16 protein-coding genes, 1 tRNA gene and 1 pseudogene are annotated in these 23,597 nt (G+C 29.2%); 7 read left to right on the top strand and 11 right to left on the bottom strand.

Annotated features, from left to right (window positions below):
• The first annotated feature begins 137 nt into the window (after positions 1 to 137).
• The gene (lon, locus tag BSV1_RS02445) at positions 138 to 2,558 is read left to right on the top strand and encodes an endopeptidase La (protein WP_008882405.1); all 2,421 of its coding nucleotides are present in this window, start codon (positions 138 to 140) and stop codon (positions 2,556 to 2,558) included.
• Here lon and BSV1_RS02440 read toward each other — a convergent pair.
• The 7 genes and pseudogenes from BSV1_RS02440 to rdgB all read right to left on the bottom strand — a co-directional run bounded on the left by BSV1_RS02440 (position 2,547) and on the right by rdgB (position 11,415).
• Positions 2,547 to 4,850: an efflux RND transporter permease subunit gene (locus tag BSV1_RS02440; protein ID WP_008882520.1), complete on the bottom strand. Its 2,304-nt coding sequence runs from the start codon at positions 4,848 to 4,850 to the stop codon at positions 2,547 to 2,549. The genes lon and BSV1_RS02440 overlap by 12 nt on opposite strands.
• 14 nt (positions 4,851 to 4,864) lie before the next feature.
• A complete protein-coding gene (leuS, locus tag BSV1_RS02435) occupies positions 4,865 to 7,387 on the bottom strand; it encodes a leucine--tRNA ligase (RefSeq protein ID WP_008882761.1) in 2,523 nt (840 codons plus the stop codon).
• Between the two features lie 98 nt (positions 7,388 to 7,485).
• A tRNA-Leu gene (locus tag BSV1_RS02430) sits at positions 7,486 to 7,569 on the bottom strand.
• Positions 7,570 to 7,589: 20 nt separating this feature from the next.
• Positions 7,590 to 8,203: pseudogene (locus BSV1_RS02425) on the bottom strand (DedA family protein).
• A complete protein-coding gene (gene pcsA, locus BSV1_RS02420; RefSeq protein ID WP_008882621.1) occupies positions 8,200 to 8,904 on the bottom strand; it encodes a phosphatidylcholine synthase in 705 nt (234 codons plus the stop codon). Before pcsA ends, BSV1_RS02425 begins: the two are co-directional and overlap by 4 nt.
• A 13-nt stretch (positions 8,905 to 8,917) precedes the next feature.
• Positions 8,918 to 10,690 (bottom strand): oligoendopeptidase F, encoded by a 1,773-nt coding sequence (pepF, locus tag BSV1_RS02415; RefSeq protein WP_008882582.1) that lies wholly within the window; start codon positions 10,688 to 10,690, stop codon positions 8,918 to 8,920.
• 119 nt (positions 10,691 to 10,809) lie between these two features.
• A complete protein-coding gene (gene rdgB, locus BSV1_RS02410; protein WP_008882676.1) occupies positions 10,810 to 11,415 on the bottom strand; it encodes an RdgB/HAM1 family non-canonical purine NTP pyrophosphatase in 606 nt (201 codons plus the stop codon).
• A gap of 196 nt (positions 11,416 to 11,611) precedes the next feature.
• On the opposite strand from rdgB, the gene BSV1_RS02405 reads away from it, so the two are divergent.
• From BSV1_RS02405 to BSV1_RS02395, 3 genes are read left to right on the top strand one after another with little or no spacing between them, the layout of a single operon-like run.
• Positions 11,612 to 12,637: a M23 family metallopeptidase gene (locus tag BSV1_RS02405; protein ID WP_008882330.1), complete on the top strand. Its 1,026-nt coding sequence runs from the start codon at positions 11,612 to 11,614 to the stop codon at positions 12,635 to 12,637.
• On the top strand, positions 12,638 to 13,192 hold the full coding sequence (locus BSV1_RS02400) for a bactofilin family protein (RefSeq protein WP_002556844.1): 555 nt from the start codon (positions 12,638 to 12,640) through the stop codon (positions 13,190 to 13,192). It abuts the gene before it with no gap.
• Positions 13,179 to 13,673, top strand: a complete 495-nt coding sequence (locus BSV1_RS02395) for a YaaR family protein (RefSeq protein ID WP_002556843.1) — start codon at positions 13,179 to 13,181, stop codon at positions 13,671 to 13,673. The genes BSV1_RS02400 and BSV1_RS02395 overlap by 14 nt, the downstream gene beginning before the upstream one ends.
• Before the next feature lie 86 nt (positions 13,674 to 13,759).
• Here BSV1_RS02395 and BSV1_RS02390 read toward each other — a convergent pair whose 3' ends face one another.
• The 3 genes from BSV1_RS02390 to BSV1_RS02375 form a co-directional block, all read right to left on the bottom strand.
• Positions 13,760 to 15,343, bottom strand: a complete 1,584-nt coding sequence (locus BSV1_RS02390; RefSeq protein WP_008882814.1) for a glycerol-3-phosphate dehydrogenase/oxidase — start codon at positions 15,341 to 15,343, stop codon at positions 13,760 to 13,762.
• 403 nt (positions 15,344 to 15,746) lie between these two features.
• Complete coding sequence (gene glpK, locus BSV1_RS02380; RefSeq protein ID WP_008882469.1) at positions 15,747 to 17,252, bottom strand: glycerol kinase GlpK; 1,506 nt, start codon at positions 17,250 to 17,252, stop codon at positions 15,747 to 15,749.
• Positions 17,253 to 17,294: 42 nt separating this feature from the next.
• Positions 17,295 to 18,059: an MIP/aquaporin family protein gene (locus tag BSV1_RS02375; protein WP_008882683.1), complete on the bottom strand. Its 765-nt coding sequence runs from the start codon at positions 18,057 to 18,059 to the stop codon at positions 17,295 to 17,297.
• A gap of 409 nt (positions 18,060 to 18,468) precedes the next feature.
• On the opposite strand from BSV1_RS02375, the gene BSV1_RS02370 reads away from it, so the two are divergent.
• A complete protein-coding gene (locus BSV1_RS02370; RefSeq protein ID WP_002663810.1) occupies positions 18,469 to 19,071 on the top strand; it encodes a deoxynucleoside kinase in 603 nt (200 codons plus the stop codon).
• 63 nt (positions 19,072 to 19,134) lie between these two features.
• A complete protein-coding gene (locus BSV1_RS02365; protein WP_008882512.1) occupies positions 19,135 to 19,905 on the top strand; it encodes a hypothetical protein in 771 nt (256 codons plus the stop codon).
• Here BSV1_RS02365 and lnt read toward each other — a convergent pair.
• Positions 19,845 to 21,410, bottom strand: a complete 1,566-nt coding sequence (gene lnt, locus BSV1_RS02360; protein ID WP_039949501.1) for an apolipoprotein N-acyltransferase — start codon at positions 21,408 to 21,410, stop codon at positions 19,845 to 19,847. The genes BSV1_RS02365 and lnt overlap by 61 nt on opposite strands.
• A gap of 148 nt (positions 21,411 to 21,558) precedes the next feature.
• Between lnt and BSV1_RS02355 the strand changes: the two genes are divergently transcribed.
• On the top strand, positions 21,559 to 23,565 hold the full coding sequence (locus BSV1_RS02355; RefSeq protein WP_008882433.1) for a hypothetical protein: 2,007 nt from the start codon (positions 21,559 to 21,561) through the stop codon (positions 23,563 to 23,565).
• Positions 23,566 to 23,597: the final 32 nt, after the last annotated feature.

Raw genomic sequence — 23,597 nt, 5'->3', positions numbered from 1 at the left:
TATAATCCAAATTAATGGTCATAATTTTAACTGTTAAAATTCTCATTTTATTATTTTATAATAAAAAAAATTATTATTAAATGAATTTCCATAAAATATTTGTTTTGTTATAATTAGCTTAGGAGATTTCAAATTTTATGGATGAATCTAAAAAAGCTAGGTCAGGAGATAAAAAAAAAGAAAAAGCCGTAGCTGGGATTTTACCTCATTCTAATAAACCCGCAAGAGTGCCTTTAATAGCGGTTCCTTCTCATCCAGTTTTTCCAGGGATGTTTATTCCGATTGTTTTAATCTCTGATTCTGATATGAAAGCAATCGATTATGCTATGAAAGGCAATGGGATCATTGCCTTATTTGTTTTGAATGATAAATTTTTAGAAAAAAACAACAATAATGCTCAACAGAAATTAATTATTGATTATAGTAAAGATATTTATTCTGTTGGAGTTACTGGAAAGATAATAAAAAAAATTAATCTTCCGGATGGTGGTTACAATATATTTGTTTCAACTTTTGATAGGATAAAATTTGTTAAAGTTGTTCTTAATGATAAGTTTCCCATAATTGAGATTGATTATTTAAAGCAAATTCCAGTTAGAAAAGATGATATTCAATCAAAGGCAGTTTACGGTAGTATTTTGCTTAGAACTAAAGAAATATTTGCACATAGGAAAATGCCGGAAGTTCAATTAAATATGGTTAATATTGAGGATAAGGGGAAACTATGTGATATTGTGGCCAGCACTATTTCATCTTCAAAAAATGATCATCAAATAGTTCTTGAAACTTTGAATGTAAAAGATAGGCTTAAAAAAGTTTTAGAACTGATTTATGAAGAGCTTAATTTAATTGAAATTCAAAATAAAATTGCCAAGGGCATTCAAGAGAGATTAGAGAAACAGCAAAAAGAGTTTTTTTTAAAAGAACAGCTTAAGGCTATTAAAGCTGAACTTGGCATAGGAGATAAAAAAAACAGCGATTTAGAAAAGCTTAAAACTAAGCTAAAGGCTTTAGAGTTGAAGGGTGAGCCTTTGGAGGTAGTTGAAAAAGAGTTAGAAAAATTTTCGCTTCTTGAAACAAGTTCGGCTGAATACATTGTTGTTAGAAATTATCTTGAACTTATTACTGAGCTTCCTTGGCGAGATTTGAAAATTAATTTTGATAAATTAGATTTGCAAAAATCTAAAAAAATTTTAGATAAAACTCATTACGGAATGAACGAAGTTAAGGATAGAATTATTGAATATATTTCTGTTCTTAAATTAAGAAAGACTCAAAAGGGGGCTATTATTCTTTTGGTGGGACCTCCTGGTGTGGGAAAAACTTCTATTGGGGCAGCTATTGCAAAGGTTTTGCGTACCAAGTTTTTTAGGTTTTCTGTTGGTGGAATGCGCGATGAGTCGGAGATTAAGGGACACAGAAGAACTTATGTTGGTGCTTTGCCTGGAAAAATTATTCAGGGCTTAAGAATTACCAAGACAAATTCTCCTGTTTTTTTAATTGATGAGGTGGATAAGATTTCTGCTTCAAGTTATGGGGATCCTTTTTCGGTTCTTCTTGAAGTTTTAGATCCTGAACAGAATGTTAGGTTTAGAGATCATTATCTTGATCTTCCTTTTGATATTTCGAATGTATTTTTTATTTTAACTGCTAATTCTGTTGAAACAATACCAAGACCTTTGTTAAATAGAATGGAGATTATTGAAATTTCTGGATATATTGATAACGAAAAAATAGAGATTGCAAGAAAGTATTTAATTCCCAAAGTTTTAAGTGAAAACGGAGTTGATAAAGATTCTTTAAAATTTCAAAGTTCATCTCTTGTTCAAATTGCCCAAGAGTATGCAAGAGATAATGGAGTGAGAAATTTTGAAAAATATTTAAACAAAATTGTAAGAAAGGTTGCTAGAAAGCTTATTGAGAATACTGAGGTTAAATCTTATCAAATTTCCAATGACAATTTAGAAGAATATGTTGGTGTTCCTGTTTTTAGAAAAGAAAGCATGCCTAATGCTATATATTCAGGGATGGTAATGGGCCTTGCTTGGACAAATTATGGAGGTTCAACTTTGATGATTGAGACTGTAAAGACGGAATCCAAGGTAGGTGGAATTAAATTAACAGGTAGACTTGGAGATGTTATGAAAGAATCTGCTAATATTGCCTATACTTATGTTAATAGTATTAAAGGAGATTTAAGTATTAGTAAATCTTTTTTTGAAAAAAATATTATTCATTTACATATTCCAGAAGGAGCTACCCCAAAAGATGGGCCTTCTGCAGGAATTACAATAGCTAGTGCTTTTATCTCTCTTGCTCTTAATAAGGTTGTTAGACCCCATTTGGCTATGACTGGAGAACTTTCTCTTACTGGGAATGTAATGATGATAGGGGGCCTTAAAGAAAAAATAATTGCAGCAAAGCGCAGTGGCGTGGAGCATATTATTGTTCCTAAGGCAAATAGAGTGGATTTAGAAGAGATTCCTACTAACATTAAGAGCGGAATTAATTTTTATCTTGTAGATAATATGCGCGAGGTCATTAAATTATTGTTTTAATTTTTTAAAATTGTTGTTTGAGACTAGTTTTACTCTAGGTTTAAATAAATAAATTAATAATGGAAGAAGAGTTAGCGATGCAAGAGATGTCGTTAGCATTGTAAAAGCAATTATTGCTCCAAGAGTTGATATTATTTTATAAGACGAAAATGTTAGAGTTAAAAATCCTATTCCAACGGAAATAGAATTTGCAAATATTCCATTAAATACGTTGGGTATTGATTCAAGAAGTGCGGTTTTGTAGATTTGATTTTTTTGGTATTGTAAAATAAACGTATTGAAAAAATGAATTGAATAATCTACCCCTACTCCCATGCTTACAGATGCAATTGTTGCCGTTGCTGGGTTTAAGGTTATTCCAAATAATCTCATTACAGCAAAGTTTAAAAACACTGACCATGCTACTGGGATTGCAATAATTATTCCGGTTTTTATAGATTTAAAGAAAAACATAAGTAGTAGTGTTATTGATCCAAGAGTTGTTATAATGTTTATAACCTGTTCTTTTACCATTGTTTTAGCTATTAATACCTTATCATAAACACCTGAGAAATGATATTTATTATTTTTCATATATTCATTAATTGTTTTAATAGCATATTTTTCAAATTTTTTTATTCCTTCGGTTGAGTTGTCTTCAATTCTTACTATGATAGATATTAATGACCAGTCATCGTTAATGTACATTCTTTTATTGTCCTTGGTCCAATCGCTTTTATCTATCAAATTTATCAGTTTGTTTAGTATAATTTTGTTTTCAGGCAGTTTATACTCTAGTGGGGATTCTTTTTTAATTTTAAAATTTGTAAATTTTAAAATGCCATTAATAGAACTAGATTGAGTTTTTGCAGAAAATGCATCAAGCTTATCTGTAATTAAGTCTAATATTCGCATTGCTTTAGCATTTTTAAATTCACCGGGCTTGCCTTCAATTTCTATTTTGAAAATCGATATTCCCCCCATTTCTTTTTGCATTAGGTTTAATGTTTTTTTTACACTTGTGCTTTCTTTAAAGTAATCTTTTTCATCAAAATTGATTTCGATCTTTAAAAGACCTACAAAAGAAATTCCCAGTATGATGAGGACCATTATAGAGGATGTATATTTTCTTTTTAATATAGATTTTGTTATTTGTGTATTTAGTTTGGCAAGTCTTTCAAGGAAGAATATTTTATTTTGTTTATTTTCTTTTTCTTTTTCAAAAGACTTTTTTTTTGCAAATGGGATTAATGTTATTATTCCAGGTAAAACGGTTAATGAAATTATCATTGAGATAATTACTCCAATTGACATAAAAATACCCATTGTTTTGTAGGCATTAATTGAAGAGGTTGTAAGAGATAAAAATCCAAATGCAGTTGTAAAAGATGTTAGCAGGATGGGTGTTTTAAGTTTTTTAATTGTTTCTTTTATGGATTCTTTTGAGAGTTGTTCTTTTTTTATTAATTTAAATATTTCATTTATTATATGTACAGCATTGGCGCATCCGATTGAAATAAGTAAAACAATCATTGAAGTTTCTGGCACTGTAATAGGGGATTGTACAAGTCCTTTAATTCCAAAAGTCCAAATCAATGATAATAATGCAATAAAAATAGGAATTAATGCGCCAATTAGATTTTTTATAATAAGATAGAGTGAAATTATTACTACAAAAGTAGCAAGAGGCCCTAAGATTTTGAAGTCTTCAACCATGTAGTTTAAAATTTTTTCTCTTACTATTAAATCTCCTGTAAGATACAACTTTAAATCGTCAGTTTCATATTTTTTAATTGTTTTTTCCATCTCATCAAGTTCGGTTTTTAAATTTCTACTGAAGTTTATTTGGTCACTCTCTGATGGGATTATTATGAAGTATATTAAATTTTCTGAGCTGCCTAAGAATGTGTTTTTTACAAATGGAGTTGCCTTTATTATATTTTTTATTTCTTCTATATCTTTATCTGTGTAGATTTCTTTTTGAAATTGTGGGAAATAAGAAAATATGCTTGTAACGGCATTTGGAGATACTTTTAAAATTTTGGTTATTTCATTGATTACGCTGTTTATTGTTTCAAAATTTTTTTTATTGAAGATATTTTTTTTATCTTGAAATATTACTATTGTAGATAAAAGTGAATTACTTTTGTCAATGTCTATTAAGCTTTCAGTTTCTTTGGTCTTGGGTATAAGCTTTAAGATGTTTGCATCGAATTTAAGATTTTTTAAAAAAAATCCTAAAAAAATAGTAATTAAGATAAATATTGTGAATATAATTCCTTTATATCTAATGCTTAGACCTTCAAAGTCCATATAATGCCTCTTTTTTACTTTATCACTATGTTAACAAGCTTGTTTTTAATTACAATTATTTTTACTATTTTTTTATTGAATAAGTTTGATTTTATTTTGCTATTTCTCATTGCTATTTCTTTTAGTTCTTCTTCGTCTGTTTCTTTGTTTAATAAAATTTTGTCTTTTATTTTTCCATTTATTTGCAAGACGATTTCTTTTTTATCTTTAATGATAAGGCTTTCATCAAATTTTGGCCATTTTGAATTTTTAAATAAACTAGGAAGCTCTCCAATATATTCCCACAACTCTTCTGCTAAATGGGGTGCATAGGGAGATAAAATAATGATAAACGGTTTAAATATGTTTAAATAATTTTTTTCATACTTTAGAAGTTCATTTATAAATATCATCATTGCGGAGATTGCTGTGTTAAAATTTAGTTTTTCTGTGTCTTCTGTGACTTTTTTTATTGCTTTATGTAGTTCAGATATTATTTCCTTTGGAGGATTGTCTTTTGACAGTTCTTTTTCTCTTAAGTTCCAAATTTTGTTTAAAAATCGAAAAACACCAATAATTCCTTTAGTGTTCCAAGGTTTAGAATCTGTTAGTGGCCCCATAAACATTTCATAAATTCTCATTGAGTCTGCTCCAAATTCCTTAATAATGTCGTCTGGGTTTATTACATTTTTTAAAGATTTTGACATTTTGGCAATTACTTGGGTTACTTCTTTGTTATCTTTTTTATCAAAAAATTTATTGTCTTTTTCTATAACTTGGTCATTGGGTATTAAAACCCCATTTTCTTTTTGATAAGAAAATGACGTTATTATGCCTTGATTTATTAGCTTTTTAAAAGGTTCTTTGGTATTTACGTATCCTAGATCATAAAGAACTTTGTGCCAAAATCTTGAGTAAAGCAGATGTAATACTGTATGTTCAGCTCCACCTATGTATAGATCAACCGGCATCCAATATTCAATTTTTTTTTTGTTTGCAAACTCTTTTGAGTTTTTGGGGTCTAAGTATCTTAAATAATACCAACAAGAGCCTGCCCATTGAGGCATTGTGTTTGTTTCTCTTATAAGGTCCATATCTTTTACGTTTACCCAATCTTTAATTCTTGATAAAGGAGATTCACCTGTTCCAGAAGGTTTATAGTTTGCAATTTCTGGAAGCTTTAAGGGAAGATTATTTTCCTCCAAAGGTATTGCATTCCCAAGCTTATCAAACAAAATGGGTATAGGCTCTCCCCAGTATCTTTGTCTTGAAAAAATCCAATCTCTAAGCTTGTAGGTAACTTTTTCTTTCCCTTTTTTGTTTTTAGTAAGCCATTTTATTACTTTGTCTTTTACTTCAGAATTTTTAAGATTATTAAATTCATTGGGAGAATTTATTGAAATTCCATCATCAACAAATGCTTTTTCTAATATTTCATTTTTCCCCGATTTTGATATCACGGGTAAAATTTTTAATTGATACTTTGTAGCAAATTGAAAGTCTCTTTCATCATGTGCTGGAACACCCATTACAGCTCCGGTTCCGTAAGTTCCTAGTACGTAGCTTCCAACCCAAATTGGAATTTTTTCATTTGTTATTGGATGAAATGCGTAAGATCCTGTGAAAACTCCCGATTTATCCTTTTCAAGAGAAGTCCTATTGAGATCGCTTTTGAGTTCTTCGCGCTTTACATATTTTAAAACATTTTGTTTAAAGTTGTTCTTTGTTATTTTTTCTATTAGTTTATTTTCTGGTGCGATCACTAAATATGTGATGCCAAAGATTGTGTCTGGCCTTGTTGTAAAGACTTTAATTTTATCGTTGTGGCCTTCAATTTCAAAGTCAATTTCAACTCCTGTTGATTTGCCAATCCAATTTCGCTGCATTTCTTTTATAGATTCAGGCCATTCTAATTCTTCAAGGTCGTCTAGCAATCTTTCAGCATACTTTGTAATTTTTAAAACCCACTGTCTTAAATATTTTTTTTCGACGTTGTAAGATCCTCTCTCAGATTTTGGTCCATCTGAAGTTTGAATAATCTCTTCATTTGCTAGTACCGTTCCAAGCTCGGGGCAGTACCATACAGGCATTTCTTTTACATAAGCTAGCCCTTTTTTATATAATTGCAGGAAAATCCACTGTGTCCATTTATAGTAATTTTCCTCATGTGTTCTAATTTCTCGATCCCAATCATAGGCAAACCCCAAAGCTTTTATTTGTTTTTTAAACTTATTAATATTTTCTTCTGTACTTTTTTGAGGGTGAGTTCCTGTTTGTATTGCGTAATTTTCAGCAGGAAGTCCAAAACTATCAAATCCTATTGGGTGAAGTACATGAAATCCATTCAAAAGCTTGTATCTTCCAAATATGTCTGTTGCTGTGTATCCTTCTGGATGACCAACATGAAGCCCGTTGGCAGAAGGATAGGGGAACATGTCAAGTATATACAATCTTTTTTCCTTAGGAATACTTGGATCTTCTTCTACTTTGTATGTTTTATTATTATCCCAAAATTCTTGCCATTTTTTTTCAATTTTTATGAATTCGTATTTAGACATTTATCCTCTTGAAAATTAACCCACAACAACTTATTCTCTAATATTCTTTTAGATCGCATTTTTGTTAATTTTATTTAATAATTTGCTAACAATTTTGATGCTGTGAACTGGACTTGAACCAGCACGGGCTTGCGCCCACTAGCCCCTCAAGCTAGCGTGTCTACCACTTCCACCACCACAGCACTATTAATTATTATATTTTTTATTTTAAATTTTTGTCAACTTTTTTATTTTTTTAATTACGTAGATTATTATTGTTGTTGCTATTACAGTGATAAATATTGCAAATATAATTATTTTTATTTTTGAAAATATTATTTCAAATGATTGGCCTAGTTTAAAGCTTAGAGTAAAATAAACAACTATTGAGAGCAAAGTTGCAAAAAAGTCAGAAACAATAAATAGATTAGATTTCATATTTCCCATTCCTGCCGATATAAATATTGCGTTTCTAACTCCAAAGGGTATAAACCTTCCTATAAATAAAGTTAGTACCCCATATTGACCATAATAGTAATTTATTTTGTCAAGAAGGTTATTGTCTTTTTTGTTTTTAAATAATTTATTTCCCATTAATTTTCCAATGTAAAAAGATATTATGTCTCCAAGATAGGCTCCCCAAAAAATTCCTAAAAATATTAATACAGTATATTCATTTTTTCGACTAGATAAAATTCCACCCATTAGCACTATTGCATCCTCAGAAATAGGAACATTAAGTCCTGCTAAAATTAGTAAAGAAAAAAATACTATTGGGGAATAAGCTATGTTTGAATCAATATATTCTATTATTGTGTTTATATACATTTTTGTCATCTATTTCTTGTTTTATAAGTTAAATATATGCTTGCTAAAGTTAAATATGCAAAGTAAAGGATAAGAACTGTTTTTGCCATTTTTAACGCTGTTGTGGACAGCTCTGAAAATATTGATACAACAAATATTAGGCAACTTATTATTGTTATTGGTATTGTAATTTTCCTTAATTCTTTGGTTTTTGATGGGTAAATAAATTTTATTGGAATAAAGCTTGTTATAATGCATATTGACATTGTAATAAGATTTGTTATTTGTTCCATTTTAAATATTATGTTTAATATCACAAAGAGATTCCATAGAGAAGGAAATCCCCTAAAGTAGTTGTCATTTGTTTTGGCGTCTGTTCTTGAGAATTGGTATGCTGATGAGAGTAAAATTCCGATGCAAATGGCGACTTTATATTTTTCTTCAATAAATTCTCCTAAATAAAAAAATATAACGGGTATGAATGTATAGTTTATATAGTCTGTAATATTATCAAGCAGAGTGCCATCAATTTCAGGTATTAATTCTTTAACTTTAAGTTTTCTTGCCATAGTTCCGTCAATTCCATCTATGATAAGCCCTATTGCTGTTAGTTTTAAAAGAAGAGAATAATCACCATTTACAATTGAAATTATTGAGTAAAGTCCTACAATCAAGCCAGATGCTGTAAAAATATGTACAAGCCAAGCTAAAATCAAATTGATATTTTTCACAGTAAATCTCCTTTTATTGGAATATTTTCTTTATCTCTTCAAGTCTGCATTTGAAAATGTTAATAGTGTTTTCTATTGTTGCTTTTTTTGTTAAATCTACTCCGGTAATATTTAAGGAATCTAGTGGATATTTAGAACCCCCTGTTTTTAAAAATTTTATATAATTTTCTACTGCATCTTTTTTATTTTCTTTAATGCCTTTATATATTGACAGAGCAGCTGCAATGCCTGTAGCATATTGATACACATAAAAGGGTGAATAAAAGTGGGGAATTCTAAGGCATTCAAGGGGACTTAATTCATCAAATTTTAGACTAGGTCCAAAGTATTTTTTTAACAAATTCATATAAGTTTCTGTTAGTGTTTCTTTTACTACAGGCTCTTCTTTACTAATCATTTCATGAATAATGTACTCAAATTCAGCAAACATTGTTTGTCTAAAGAATGTTGAAATCATGTCATCAATTTGTGTTAGTTTTATATATTTTATTTTGTTAGTATCGGTTTCGTTTTTAAGCAAATATTCTGCCAATATTTGTTCATTGATTATTGATGCTATTTCTGCTTCAAAAACGGAATAATTATAGTGCGGGAATGGGTTGTTTTTTATGCTAAAGTAAGAGTGCATTGAATGTCCTGCTTCATGTGCAAGCGTAAACATATCTCTTATTGATTCGTCTTTGTAATTAAGAAGTATATAAGGCTTTCCGTTGTATGATCCAGCGCTAAAAGCCCCCGATCTTTTTCCAGTATTCTCGTATTTATCAACCCATCTTTCTTTTAAAAGACCGTTTCTTAAGATTTTTGTATATTCATTTCCTAGTACCTCTAAAGATTTTAATATTTTCTTACAAGCTTCTTCAAATGAATTTTTAAATGTTATTCCTTTTGTTAATGGTACGTAAACATCGTAGTGATATAAATATTCTTGGTTTAAGACTTTTTTTCTAAACTCATAATAGTCGTTAAGCACAGATAAATTTTCATTGACAGTTTCGATTAAATTTGTATAAACTTTTTTATCAATATTGTTTGAAAAGAGTTGCATTGAAAAAGTATTTTGAAACTTTCTTGTCTTTGCAATAAAGTGATTTTTCTTAAAGTCTGAAATAATAAGATTAGCAAGTGTATTTTCATTATTTTTGTATTTTTGATAAAATCTTAAAAAGGCTTCTTTTCGTATTTTTTGATCTTCGTTTTGTAAAAATAGTGTGTAGGTAGAATTGGTTAAAGGCTGTTTATTAATTTCTCCAAATTCCATATCAGCATTTGTTAATGCTGAGAATATGCTTTGATAAGATGAGTAAAGAGGGGTGTAGTTAGCAAGTATTTTTTCTTCTTGTTCGCTTAAAATATGTTTTTTTTCTCTTAGTATTTTTTCAATTGCAATTTTTTTATCCTTAAGCTCTGGATCATTTATCCAGGCTTGAACTTTTTTTTCATCTGTTTTTAGTATTTTAGGCATAAAGTATGATGTAGTATTAGATACTTTTGTAGCTATATTGACACATATAGAATATATTTTATTTGAATCTTTATTGGTTACATCTGTTTCTAATTGAAGCATTGCATAGTAAGAGACTTTCTCTAAATCTTCTATGATTTCGTAGTATTTGTTTAAAATTTCTTTAAATAAATCAAAATTTAATTCCAGTTTTTCATATTTTTTAAATTCTTTGGTTTTAATTTCAATAGCATTGATTGCTTTTGCATATTCTTCTTCATTTGCAAATAGAAAAGATAAATCCCATTTATCATTCTCATTGATTTCATTTCTATTTATCACTAAATCCTCCTCTTCCTTTTTTTATTGTTTGAAAAGAAATAATAAGTTGAAATTTTATAAACATTGTGCTTTTTATTTTACAATAAAGTCTAAACTTTATATATAAAAAGCCTTTAAGTTTAACTATTGAATAAAGATTTTAGTAAAAATTTTTTAAATTTTAAAAATGCTATTCCTCTGTGGGATATTTTGTTTTTTTCTTCAAGTGTTAGGTCACTAAGCTTTTTATTATTTTTAGTTAAAAATATTGAATCATACCCAAATCCATAGTTTTTCTTGTCATTTAAGCTTAAGGCAATTTTTCCCTTAATAATTCCTTCAAAATTTAATATTTGCCCATTTTTTGATATATAGCTTATGTTGCATATAAAATATGCTTTTCTGGTTTTTTCATTTTTCATTAAGTCTAAAATTAGTTGATTTTTTTCATTAGTGCTTAATTTTTTACATAGCTTATAAGTGTCATATCTTTTAGAGTAAATTCCCGGTTCCAAGTTTAGTGCCTCAATGCACAGCCCAGAATCTTCTCCGAAAACATTTTGATTGTTATTTAAAATTTCAAACAGTGCTTTTGCTTTAAGTAAAGAATTTTCTTTAAATGTTTTTCCTGTTTCTTTTATGTTAAAATTTTGAGGGACTATTAAGTTTAAATTAGGTATATCTAATATGTTTTTTACTTCATTTATTTTATTTTCATTTGTTGTTGCAAAAAATAGTGTTTTCATCTATATAATAATAAAGTATTTATGAGTTTAATTGTATAATTATATTGGTTTTAAGTATTATTCTCTTTAATTTTGTGTATTTGTTAAGTATTTTTTTACTAGGTTTTTATCGAAAAAATTTGGATTTTTGTCTAAGGTGTTAAAATAAATTTTTAATTTTCTTGTTTGATCATAGTAATTTTTAGTAAGGTTTGTTATGAAGAAAAGAATTAGATTTAAGATTATTTTGGGTTTTAAAGGAATTTTAAAGTTTTTTTTAGCTATTTATAATTCTTTGTTTATAGCCCTTAAAGTTATACATTCTTTTTTTAAGCAAAATATTAGTTTTATTGTTATTCCCCATGTTAAAGGGAATGTTAAAAATATTAAAATTTCTTTTTTGACTTTATTTTTCTTTTCTACTTTTTTTTTAGGCGGTTTTATAGGGTTTGTTTTACTTGCTGTTAATTATGTTACTCTCTCATCAATTGTGAAGTCTACAGAGAAAAATTACTCTTTAGCAGAATCTGAGATTGAAGATTTTAGAAATACAGTTGTAGAAATTAATTCTGTTGCAAAAAATTTTTCTAAAGTTTTAGATGAGCTTAAAACTTCTTTAAAAATCAATTCTAATGGTGTTGATTTAAATAAAAATAAACTAGATGGAGATCTTTCTGATTTTATTGATTTGCAAATTTTAGAAGCTAATTCAATAAAAGAGCTTAGTGATCTTAAAAATATTAAAAGCAAAATAGAAAGTTCAATTCCTCCTCTTAAAAGCATAGTTAAAGTCTTGCACGCCCAAGACAAGCTTTTAAATGATATTCCTTCTCTTTGGCCTCTTGCGGGTGGATCTGGAATTATTACTTTGCATTTTGGTCCTGCTATTGAGCCTTTTACTAGGCAATGGTATATTCACAAAGGCATAGATCTTGGGGGAGTTAGAATTGGAACTCCTATTGTTGCAACTGCTGATGGGGAGGTTGTTAGGGCAAGTTATCAGTCAGCAGGCTATGGTAATTTTGTTCAAATTAAGCATAAGTATGGACTTGCAACCCTTTATGCGCATATGTCGCGGCTTAATACTTCTAAAGGGTCTTATGTTAAAAAGGGGCAGATAATTGGATTTATGGGGCAGACAGGTTATGCAACAGGTCCTCATGTTCATTATGAGGTTCGTGTAGGCTCTCAAGTTATTAATCCCGATATGTATTTAAATTTAGCAACAGGAGCTTCAAAATAGATGTTAAATTTTTTGACTGTAAAAAAAGAAAGAAAAGCCCCATCTTTGTTTATTTTTGATGAAATAAAAACAATAGTGGGCGTTGGGGATTTTTTTAAAGGAGACTTAGTTTCAAATAATTTTATTCGGCTTGATGGTGATTTTATAGGCACCATTAGCTCTACTAAAAGGGTAATTATTGGGGAGAGTGGTAGGGTTAAATCTAGCATTGATGCTAATGAACTTGTTATTTCTGGAATGGTTGTGGGCAATATTTATGCTAAAAGCAAGATTAAAATATTTGCATCAGGGTGTGTTATTGGAAATATTTCTTGTAAGTCAATTGAAGTTGAAGAGGGCGCTATTATTGATGGGTATATGGATATTGGCGCTGAGTATCTTAGAGCTCCTGAAAGAAATACATTTTTTTATACTGGTTCTTACAAGGTTAATGAAGATCTTTTAATTGAAATCAATAAGGTGCATCAAGAAGAAAAAAAGTCTTTTCAACTTTTAGAAGGTAAAGATGATAAATATTTTTCAAGCGTTGTGAACAAAATAGATGAAAGTAAATAATTTAATTGCTGGGGCATTAAATCTTAATTCAAAAGATTATAAAAAAAGTGGCAAAAAGGTATCTTTTGATAAGAACAATCTTTTTTCTTCGATGTTTCAGGCTGAAAGTGTCAAAGAGGATAAGCATTTTATTTTACTTGAAAATGGAGAATTTAATCTTGATTTAATTAAAAGTATGTTAGATGGAATTAATGAGACTGGTGAGAGACTCTTGAGTGAGCCTTCCAGACAAAATGTTATTTTTTACAAAAAAGTTATTTCAGAGTTTATATCCATTATTATATCATCTTCTGTTTGTTTGAAAGAGCAAAAAGGGGGAAATTTGGGAGATCCCAAGCGTCCCAAGTATAGAATTATTAAGATTATTAACGACAAGTTAGACAAACTTGCTTATTCTGTTTTACAAAATCAAATGACTCAGATTAAACTTTTGGATAGCATTGAAGAGATTCAGGGTTTGCTTGTGAATTTGCTAATGTGAATTGGGTTTAAGACTTTTTAATGTTTTAGGTTTTAAAATTAAAAGGGATTGTTAAACAATCCCTTTGTTTAATATAAAAATTAATTTTAAATTAAATATTTTTTACTTATTTCTAAAAAGTTTTTTATTTGTTCATTTTTCCACTCTTCAGATTTATTTAATTTTTCCATCATTATTTCAGCAACTCTTGGAGCAGCCTCAATTGTAGCTTGAGGATTTAAAGGCAGTGATCTTGTTCTTCTTGCTAAAACATCCTCAATAGTTTTGGCTTGTTCAAATTTAATTGAAAAATCTATTTGTGCTTCATTTAAATCCAAGTTTTCGTGTATTTTTTTGTCAAAACCCTCCATATTTTTTAAAATTTCAAAGTCGCTGCCATAAGCTCTAAAAGGTTCAGGAATTTTCATTGCCTCTTCTTTTTTAAGATAGCCGTGCAACTTTAAATCTTCTGTAGTTGGTGCACAATTTGGTATTAAATTTTGTTCTATGGCCTTAAGCAAGGTTTTTTCTGCCATTTTTCTATATGTGGTATATTTCCCCCCCGCTATTGTAATAAGATTTGAATCTGATATAAATATTTTTTCGTTTCTTGAGATTTTTGAAGTGTTTCCTTGAGCTTTTGGATCCATTATTAATGGCCTTATTCCGGTATATACACTTTTTACATCTGATTTTTCTATTTTAATATTTAAATAGTTATTTAAATTATTTATTATAAAGTCAATCTCTTCTTCAAATCTTTTAGGTTCTTCTTCTATCTCTTTTATTGGAATATCAGTGCTTCCACAAACAACACTATCATGCCAAGGAATAGCGAATAAAATCCTATTATCACTAGTTTTAGGTATTAGTATTGCATGATTTTTGGGAAATTTGTCTTTTTTGACTATTAAATGGCTACCTTGGGAAGGTTTAATGATGTTTAAGGCTTTTTCATCATCCAACCTTCTTATTTCATCTGAAAATATTCCTGTTGCGTTTATTATGCATTTGCTTTTTAATGAAATTTGTTCTTTTGACAATTTATTTTGTATTAGAACCCCCGAAAGCTTTCCGTTTTCTTTGTTGAATTTTTTAAGTTCTGTATAGTTAAGGGCAATGCCTCCTTTTTCGGTAAAGGTTCTTAACAATGTTATTGCCATTCTAGCATCATCGAATGAATCATCGTAATATAGAACAGAGCATTTAAGGCCCTCTGTTTTAATATTGGGAGCTTTTTCAATGGTAGATTTTTTGGATAGTAATTTAGTTTTGTATTTGGTAGTTTTTTCTTTACCCATAAGATTGTGGTAGTAACTTAATCCAAAATAATAATAAGGTATTTCTAAAACATTATAAATAGGCGTGATAAGTGCACATTCGTTAATTAAATGGGGTGCATTTTTCTCAAGAATGGCTTTTTCGTGCAAAGCTTCTTTAACTAAAGAAATATTCCATTGGGCTAAATATCTTACTCCACCGTGAATTAATTTGCTTGATCTAGAGGAAGTTCCTTTTGCATAATCAAATTTTTCTATAAGTATTGCTTTATACCCCCTTGTAATTGCGTCCACCGCAATGCCAAGACCTGTTGCGCCTCCTCCAATTATTATAAGATCAAATTCTTGATTTTCAAGATCTTTTAATTTTGTTTCTTTGTTATTATTCATGAAATTTAAATATTCCTCCATTTTGGTTAATTTCTTTTCTTTTTAGTTAAATACTAGATTGAAGAAATTCGAAAAGTCCATTTGTTTTAATTTTATTGAATAGCACTATAGACCAATTGCGCTGGTAAATTTTTCAATTTTTTGTGATTTTTCTTTAGATTTAATATATTATTAATCATTTTTTGTATTGTTCCAATGAATTTTACCTTTTTGAAAGGATTAGACAGTTTATTTTTTGAATACATGCACAATATTAATAGATATCGATGAAAAAATTTAATTAAGAGCCGTTTGTATAATTGATTTATTTGCTTGCCAAACATTTTTATTATATGTTGTTTTAGTTTTAAAAAATCAAATAAATTATGCATAATTTTGTTACCAGTATATTTTTGTTATAATCTTAAAGCTCTGTTTTAAACTTTTATGAACTATGAGAATTCTGTATCCAGGATTTTGCTTTCCCAACTGCTTTGTTCCAATTCTCAAGAAGCTTTTCTTTTTGATTTTTTGGCATTGAAGGTTCGAATATCTTGTCTACTTGCCAAAGGCTTATGATTTCTTCGGCACTTTGCCAATAACCTGTTGCAAGTCCTGCAAGATAAGCAGCGCCAAGAGCGGTTGTTTCTGTCATTTTTGGTCTTACAACTTTGCATTCTAAAAGATCAGCTTGAAATTGCATTAATAGATTGTTTTGACTTGCTCCCCCGTCTACTCTTAATTCTTGAATTTCAAAGTTGGGAATGGATTTTTTCATGGTATTTAGTATATCAAAGCTTTGAAATGCGATACTCTCAAGAGCAGCTCTTGTAATGTGAGCTTTTGTTGAGCCTCTTGTTATTCCGATGATTGTTCCTCTTGCATAAGAATCCCAGTGAGGTGCACCAAGCCCAACAAATGCTGGCACAAAATAAACTCCACCATTATCTGAGACAGAGCTTGCCAAAGCTTCTGCATCTGAGCTTTTTCTGAAAAATTCAAGACCATCTCTTAGCCACTGGATTACAGCTCCTCCAATAAAAACACTTCCTTCAAGAACGTAAGTTACAGATTTTTTTCTTCCCCATGCAATTGAAGTTAAAAGCTTGTCGTGGCTAATGATTGGTTCTTTTCCTATATTGACCGTTAAGAAGCAACCAGTTCCATAAGTGTTTTTAGCCATACCCTTTTTAAGGCAGGCTTGTCCAAATGTTGCTGCAAATTGATCTCCAGCAATTCCTGCAATAGGAATTTCTGCTCCAAATAGTGCTTTGTCTGTTTTGCCATATATTGTAGAACTTTCTTTAAGTTCAGGCAAAATTGCTTTTGGAACATTTAATATGCTTAAAAGCTCATCATCCCACTCTAATGTTTTAATGTTTAATAATAATGTTCTTGAAGCATTAGAGTAGTCAGTTGCATGTTCTTTTTTTTGAGTCAGATTCCACAGTATCCATGTATCTATTGTCCCAAAGCATAATTCGCCATTTTCAGCTCTTTGTCTGGCGCCTTCTACATTATCCAATATCCACATTATTTTTGTTCCACTAAAATAAGAATCTAGCACCAAGCCTGTTTTTTCCAAAATAATTTTATCTTTTCCTTCTTTTTTTAATTGGTCACAAATTTTTGCAGTTCTTCTGTCTTGCCATACTATTGCATTATAGATGGGTTTTCCTGTATTTTTTTCCCATATAACCGTAGTTTCTCTTTGATTAGTTATTCCAATAGCATCAACTTCGTTGGGCAAAATTCTTGCATTTGCCATAGCTTCTGTTATAACTCCAAGTTGTGAGCCCCATATTTCTGTAGGATCATGTTCCACCCAACTTGGTTGTGGATAAATTTGAGTAAATTCTTTTTGAGCAAACCCTTTTATGTTTGCATTTTTATCAAATACCATTGCTCTCGAGCTAGTAGTACCTTGATCAATAGATAAAATGTATTTCATAGTTTTTCCTTTTTTCTTTAATAAAGATAAATATTTTTTCTTTTAGTCTTTGTTATTTTTTAGTGTAAATTCGTAAATTGTAGCTCCCAAAATTGCTCCAATTATTGGGCCAATTATTGGTACAATAACTATACTTAGATCGTTAAATCCGTGATTTTTAAATCCAGCAAATAAGAGCAAAATTCTTGGTCCCAGATCCCTTGCAGGATTAATAGCATAGCCGTTCATTCCCCCAAAACTTATTCCTATTGATAAAACCACTGCTCCTACAATAAAAGGAATAAATGGATTGTCGCTGTGTTTTTTTGTAAAATCTCCAACAACAGAAATTAAAAACATTAGCAAAAAAGTTCCAAAAATTTGATCAATAAATCCAGGCAAAAATCCAGGAACAGCAGGGAAAGTTGCCATTATTCCTTGAGTATTTTCTAAGCCAGGATCCATTTCTATCCATTTAGGATAAAATACGACAAGTGTCATCAATGCACCTGTAAAAGCTCCTAATATTTGCGCTACAATGTAATGTAAAAGTTTTAAAACGGGAAACTTTCCAACACTTGCTAATCCTATGCTAACAGCTGGGTTTAGGTGTGCTCCGCTCATTCTTGCTGCTGTGTAAATACCAAACGTTACACCCAATCCCCATCCAAATACTATATTTGTATATCCCCCTTTTATTATTTCTCCTGGTATTTCGGGACTTGAGGAAAATAATACTGTCATTGCAACAGATCCAGTTCCTAGAGCCAATAGGATAAATGTTCCCAAAAATTCCGATATAAATTCTTGGAATTTTGTATAATTCATAATTATATCTCCTTATCTTTATAACTATTTTATTTTTTATTAAGAAGTTTTAATTTTTGATTTTTTAATCCGAATAATATTTAATTTTTTAATTAAATTTTATTTTGTTTTTTGCAAGATGGTTAGAATTTTTTTATTTTAGTCTCTTTTATTAAAAAAAATTAATTTTTCTAATAAAAGCTTTATTAAAATTATATTTAATATCTTATTTTTAATTAAGATTAATGTCAATAATTTAAGAATTTTAATTTTTAAATTATGAATTTCTTTTCTAAAATTTGTTTAAGGATTTTTTATTTTATATTAAAATTTTTACATTGGATTTTTTCATTAATGAAGTTTTGTTCGTTAGTAATTCTTTTTTTAGCTTATATTTGAATTTATTTAAGTTATTTTGGAGGTAGACTTGGTGATTGTAATAGAAGGTTTAATTGGGGTAGGAAAAACTACTCTTGGAAATATTTTATCAAAGGAGTTGGAAGTTCCTTTTTACAGTGAACTGAATAATGATTTTACTTTAGCTGTATTAGACAAATTTTATAAAGATAAATCCAGATGGGCATTTCCAGTTCAAATTAATTTTCTTAATGAGAGATTTAAATTAATAAAAGGTGTATTTAGAACAAAAGGGGGCATATTAGACAGATCTATTTATGGTGATTGTGTGTTTGCGTCTCTTTTAAATTGTGATGGGCATATTTCTGATGAGGAATATAAAATATATATCGATCTTCTTGATAATATGCTTGAACATTCTCAGCGACCAAGTTTGCTTGTTTATCTTGATTGTAGTATTGATGAAGTTGAGCGCAGAATTAAAAATAGAAATAGAAGCTTTGAAATGAATATTCCCAGAGATTATCTTGAGGGTCTTAATAGGAAATATTTAAAGTGGTATGATGAATACAACTTGTCGTCAAAAATAAAATTTTCTTACGATAATATAAATATTTTTAGCGAAGAAGATAGGAATAAAGTGATTTCTTTAATTAGAGATAAACTTGTATTATAATTATTTATAGTAGATTGACATTCTTTTGTTTTATTTTAAGGTTGAGTGTTAATGGAGGTTCTTATGAGAAGATTATTTCTTCTATATATTTTATGTTCTTTTGTTTTTTTGAATTTATTTGCTCAAGGTAGTTCTTCTTATATTGATAAGCAAAAAGAGCTTGCTATTTTTTATTATGAGGTTGGTCAAAGATATATAAACGTTGGTAAAATTAAAAAAGGAAAGCTTTTTCAAGCAAAAGCTTTAAAGATTTATCCAGATTTGAAAAAGGGATTTGATATCAAGCTTGCAGTTAAAGAGCTTGATGCTAGGATTAAAGATGACAATCCTAAGGTTGTTATGCTTGAGGATATTAAGCTTGAGGAAGTACCTGGAATAGTGCACGAAAAAATAGAAATCAATGATTTTACAAATGCTCCTAAAATAGAATATATTGCTCAAAGAGAGAGAAGCAAAAATCAAGATAAAATTATTAAGTTTCAATTTGGAAAGTTTGCAAGAGCTTTAATTTCTAGGAACTTTGACTTGTTTGATTCAGTTATTGCGGATAAAGTTAATGTTATGGGTCAATTTGAATCAAAAAATGATTTTATATCAACTTTGTCAAGTGCTTCATCTAAGGCCGATGTTGATGAGTTAGAGTATCTGTCAGTTGATGATTATTACGATTTAAAGTCTTTAAAAATTTCAAAATCCAACGATACTTCTTTTGCTGTTAATGTTAATGCCAAAAAAAATGATGTTACTAAAAATTTTCCATTTTGGAAAGAACGTCAAACTTTAATTTTTACCACAGAGGATGATAATAATTGGTTTTTGTCTTCCATAAATTGAAATCTTAGTGTTGTGATTAAAAACATCATCACTAATATATGTATAAACGAGTCTCCAATTTTTTCATAAATGGTTGTAAACGTTGGGGACAGTTTTACGGTTGATAATAGGTATCCTTTTTTAAAAGTTTCCAGTTTTTTAATGGTTTCTCCATATTCGTTGATGGTTGCAGTAATTCCTGAGTTTGTAGCTCTAATAGTTTTGATTCCATTTTCAATGCTTCTAAATTTAGCCACAACAAAGTGTTGCCATTCTGCTGAATTTGTTTTTGACCAAGAATCGTTTGAAAAATTTACTAATATATTAGCGCCCTGGGTTTTGTAAAACCTTGAAAGCTCTGGAAATGCATCATCATAACATATTAAAGGAGCAAATTTAAACTTTTTCAATTTTAATATTTCAATTTTATTTCCTTCAATCTGTCCCAAGATTCTAAAGTTTTTTAAAAAAAAGTTTCTTACAAATTTATATTCGTAAAATGGAATTTTTTCTGCAAAAGGGACTAAGAATATTTTGGAATATATGTTTGCAATGTTGAGGTTTGGCTCTATCATATAAATAGAATTTTGTTGAATCCCCATGGCTTTGTCCAAATTTGAGGGAGCCCCAATGGCAAATGGGATTTTGCGTTCTTTTATAAAATTTTTAAGCTCATTGTGCAAATCAGAGCTTTTAAAGTGTTGATCTTCTTTGCTAAAAGGGTAGGTTAGTACCCCTTCGCTCCAGATTACAAATTCTATTTTTGGATTTTCTTTTAAGGCTTGCTCTGTAATTTCAATAGAATCTCTTATTCCTTTTTTGTCATTTCCTGGCAACCATGGATCAGTGTTAAGCTGAATAGCTGCAATGTTTAGACTGTCTATTTCTTTTGCTAATAAGTTTTTTAGCTCAATTTTTTTGATCATTCCGTAAGTAAAAGATGTTGTTATTAGCAATGTTGGAAATGCTATGTTTAGCAAATTTGTTTTGTTTTTGTGGATTAGAAAGTCTGCAATTCCCGAGTTTAAAAAGTAGACTGCAAATGATACAAAAAATACACCAAAAATGTCTGCTACTTGAATTAAATTATTGAAGTTATTTACGGTGAAAGCTGCAAGCCCCCAGGGATATGCTAAAAATCCAATTGATCTTGAGTAATCATAAAATGTAAAAAGCATTGTTATGCTCATCGTTTTATTTTTAAAGCTTTTTAAAGAATAATAAAGGAAATAGCCTAGAGTTAATGAATATGGAATGTACCCTATTATCACTCCAATGAATGTAATCCATCCAAATGCATGAAAAAACCCAAGCCAAAAATTTTGTAGGCTGTTGGCTATTATAAAGTAAAATACCGTCAGTCCCATTAATGTTTTTTTATCTTCTAGTTTGTTTAAGGCTATAAAAAGTGGTACATAAGCAACAAATCCCAGGATTGAATATCCGGTTTCTTTAATCTCATTTGGAATTGCAAGTGTTGTAAGAATTCCTGAAAATGCGGCTAAGCAAAAGCATCTAGTTTTCATTTTTCCTCTTTTTTACTATTATTAGTAACATAATGGTGTAGTATATTTAACATTATCATTAATAATTTTATATGATAGTATTAATTTTTTTGTATTATTTTTTGGAAAAGTTATGCTTATAATAGGTATTTAAAGAGTAAAGGGGATTATGTTAATTTTTGGTTTTATTGGTTTGTTTTTTTTAAATATTTTTAGTTTGCATGCCCAAGGAATAGTTACTAATAAAGATGCTCAGGAAGAGTTTAAATGGGCTCTTAATTCTTATAATAATGGAATTTACGATGATGCTCTTTTATCTTTTAAAAAAATTTTAAGCTTTGATCCTAATAATCTTGATTATCATTTTTGGACTGGCAATGTTTATTATAGACTGGGTTATGTTGAAGAAGCTTTAATGGAATGGAGAAATTTAAAAGATCAAGGCTATAAGGTTCCCTATCTTAGACATTTGATTTCTACTATTGAGCAAAGGAGAGGTATTTTTTCAAATTGTGAACTTAATTTTAAAAAACTTGTAAAAGTTGCTTCTCTTGATAATTCTATTTATAAAAGGCCACATGGGTATCAGATTACATCTTTAAGGGCTGATAAGTACGGCGGATATTACGCTGCTAACTTTGTAGGCAATGAAATATTGTATTTTGATGTTAATAATAATGTTAATGCTTTAGTTAAAGATGGCTTTAGTTATTTAAAATCACCTTATGATGTTATTGAAGCTAATAATCTGCTTTATGTGACTCTTTATTCAAGTGATGAAATTGGTGTTTATGACAAAGTTCTTGGAGTTAAAAGGAAATCTATTGGAAAGAAAGGCACAAAAGATGGCGAATTGCTTGCTCCTCAGTATATGGCTATTGATAAGAGAAACTATATTTATGTAAGTGAATGGGGAAATAAAAGAGTAAGTAAATTTGGACTTGAGGGTGATTTTATTTTGCATTTTGGTTCTGGGACTTCAGGTTATAAGGGCCTTTTAGGCCCCACAGGTGTTACTTATTTGAATGAAAACATTTATGTTGCAGATTCTCTGAGAAATACCATTGAAGTTTTTGATACCAGTGGTAATCATTTGTATTCAGTTTTTACTTCTATTGAGGGAATAGAGGGGCTTAGTAGTGATTTTGTAGGCAACAATGTTATAGTATCCTCAAAAGATGGTGTTTATAAATATAGTATTGCTAAAAAGACAATTACAAAAATTTTAAAAGCAGATAAAATGAATTCTAAAATTTCTTCATCTATTTTGGATGCCAATAATCAGATGATTGTCTCAGATTTTAATAATGCCAAGGTTTCAGTTTACAAGAGTGATGCAAGTCTTTATGACAGTTTAAATGTTGATGTTAGAAGAATAGTTAGGCTTGGAGGGCCTAAAATTTACGTTGAGCTTAATGTTAGCAGTAAAAGCGGATTACCAGTTGTTGGGCTTAAAAGTGAAAATTTTTCAATTTCAAATGAAAATTATTACATTATCAATCCTAAGGTAGCATATAATGTAAATGCTTCAAAAGACATTAATATAGCAGTTGTTTTTGATAAATCTTCTTATATGAAAAAATATGATTTAGATCAAATTGTAGGTTTAAATTCTTTAATAGAGTTGTCAAAAAATAAGAACTTTAGTTTTATAAATGCAACAAGTGTGCCCATTATAGATAATATTGAAAGCTTGACAAATAGCATTAGAAATACAAGTTCTCTTGGTCCTTATAGTACAGATGCTGTAAAAACAGACGTTAGTTTGAAGTTGGCAGGTTCTGGGCTTATGTCAAAAAGCTCAAGAAGAGCAGTAGTTTATTTTAGTGGTGGTATTTTAAATCGTAAAGCTTTTGAAAAGTACTCTTTAGATACAATAGTAAGCTATTATAAAAATAATGATATAAGGTTTTACTTAATACTATTTGGTAATGATCCTATTAATAGCAAGCTTCAGTACTTAGTTAATGAAACCGGTGGCGCCATAATTCCTTTTTCATCTTATGAAGGTGTATCTAAAGTTTATGATTTAATTTTAGAACAAAAAACGGGCACTTATTTGTTGGAATATTATTATCCAGGCCCTCAAGAACCTAATAAATATTTTAATTTATCTGTTGAAGCAAATATAAATCAACAGACAGGAAGAGGGGAGTTTGCATATTTTATTAATTAGATTTATTTTTGATTTTATTAGAGGTTTAAGCT

This window comes from [Borrelia] finlandensis (assembly GCF_000181875.2).
GTDB classification, from domain to species: Bacteria; Spirochaetota; Spirochaetia; order Borreliales; family Borreliaceae; genus Borreliella; species Borreliella finlandensis.
Note: the sequence above shows the minus strand (reverse complement) of the source record. Positions and strands in the feature narration are given on the sequence as shown.

Coding starts and splice junctions, on each gene's coding strand:
- lon (WP_008882405.1), top strand. CDS start 138: ATGGATGAATCTAAAAAAGCTAGGTCAGGAGATAAAAAAAAAGAAAAA.
- BSV1_RS02440 (WP_008882520.1), bottom strand. CDS start 4,850: ATGGACTTTGAAGGTCTAAGCATTAGATATAAAGGAATTATATTCACA.
- leuS (WP_008882761.1), bottom strand. CDS start 7,387: ATGTCTAAATACGAATTCATAAAAATTGAAAAAAAATGGCAAGAATTT.
- rdgB (WP_008882676.1), bottom strand. CDS start 11,415: ATGAAAACACTATTTTTTGCAACAACAAATGAAAATAAAATAAATGAA.
- BSV1_RS02405 (WP_008882330.1), top strand. CDS start 11,612: ATGAAGAAAAGAATTAGATTTAAGATTATTTTGGGTTTTAAAGGAATT.
- BSV1_RS02400 (WP_002556844.1), top strand. CDS start 12,638: ATGTTAAATTTTTTGACTGTAAAAAAAGAAAGAAAAGCCCCATCTTTG.
- BSV1_RS02395 (WP_002556843.1), top strand. CDS start 13,179: ATGAAAGTAAATAATTTAATTGCTGGGGCATTAAATCTTAATTCAAAA.
- BSV1_RS02390 (WP_008882814.1), bottom strand. CDS start 15,343: ATGGAGGAATATTTAAATTTCATGAATAATAACAAAGAAACAAAATTA.
- glpK (WP_008882469.1), bottom strand. CDS start 17,252: ATGAAATACATTTTATCTATTGATCAAGGTACTACTAGCTCGAGAGCA.
- BSV1_RS02375 (WP_008882683.1), bottom strand. CDS start 18,059: ATGAATTATACAAAATTCCAAGAATTTATATCGGAATTTTTGGGAACA.
- BSV1_RS02365 (WP_008882512.1), top strand. CDS start 19,135: ATGAGAAGATTATTTCTTCTATATATTTTATGTTCTTTTGTTTTTTTG.
- lnt (WP_039949501.1), bottom strand. CDS start 21,410: ATGAAAACTAGATGCTTTTGCTTAGCCGCATTTTCAGGAATTCTTACA.
- BSV1_RS02355 (WP_008882433.1), top strand. CDS start 21,559: ATGTTAATTTTTGGTTTTATTGGTTTGTTTTTTTTAAATATTTTTAGT.